Genomic DNA, 1,207 nt, shown 5'->3' on the forward strand with positions numbered 1-1,207 from the left:
GTATTTGAACAGGTTTTGATGGTTTGCGATCAGGAGGGGCTGTTGGGCAATGAGCTTTTTGCGATTGATGGCTGCAAGATGTCCTCCAACGCCAGTAAAGCGCATTCAGGGACTTTCAAAGAGCTCGAGCAAAAGCAGGTGAAGATTCGAAAGAAGATTCGTCACTGTCTGTCGGAGCATAATAAGCTGGACGGTAGGAAGCCAGCGGAGCGAGAGCGCAAGCAGCGGCTTGAACAGATGAACAAGACCTTGGAGCAGCATTTCGAGAGAATCGATAAGTTCCTAAAGACGCAAGCCCCAAGGATGGGGCAAGGCAAAAAACTAAAAGAAGTAAAAAGTAACATCACCGACAATGAATCGGCCAAGATGACCACGAGCAAGGGCACGATACAAGGCTACAACGGCATTGTGGCGGTCGACAAGAAACACCAAATCATCGTGGAGGCGCAGGCTTTCGGTGAAGGTCAGGAAACCCATACGTTAAAGCCTATTCTCGACGGTATTAATAAGCGCTACCGGAATGTGGGCATTGGCGAGGAGATTCTCGCGGATCAAGTCATCGTCACGGCGGATACCGGGTTCTCCAGCGAATCCAATAATGATCTGCTGAGAAATGAAGGCATCAATGCTTACATCCCTGACAACCAGTTCCGTTCCCGCGACAAGGCGTTTGCCAAGCAAAAAGAGAAGCACGGCAAGCGACATCAAGATACTGCAAAGGGCATTAAGCAGGTGCTGCCTGCAAGCGAATTCAAGCTGAATAAAAGAAGCAAGACTTGCATCTGTCCCGCAGGCAATGAAATGTTGCTCTACCGAGAGGAGCGTGTCAGTGAAGGAAAGCAAAAGCTCTTCTTTGAAGGGCGACTCACAGACTGCCGATATTGCCCACTCAAAAATCAGTGCATGCGTAATCCCGCTTCGGCGGATACACGCGATGGACACGGCCGGCAGGTGTCCTTTACCTGGACAAACGGAAAGACGGCGACGGACTGGATGAAAAAGCGGATTGATAGTCTGGAAGGCAAAACAATATACAGTCATCGTATGTCTGTAGTTGAACCGGTATTCGGGAATATCGGCACCAACAAGCGATTGAATCGCTTCTCGCTGCGTGGCAAACGTAAAGTGCAGGGGCAGTGGCAAATGTTCTGTTTGGTGCATAACATTGAGAAGTTGATGAATTACGGAGCTATCCACTGATTAACAG

1 protein-coding gene is annotated in these 1,207 nt (G+C 49.3%); it reads left to right on the forward strand.

Annotated elements, in window-relative coordinates; genetic code table 11:
* Positions 1-1,200 (forward strand): transposase (locus tag M0G74_RS18185; RefSeq protein WP_248220218.1); only part of this gene is annotated, 1,200 nt, incomplete at its 5' end.
* Positions 1,201-1,207 lie beyond the last annotated feature (7 nt).

It is taken from the genome of Microbulbifer sp. CAU 1566, assembly GCF_023156515.1.
Taxonomy (GTDB): Bacteria; Pseudomonadota; Gammaproteobacteria; order Pseudomonadales; family Cellvibrionaceae; genus Microbulbifer.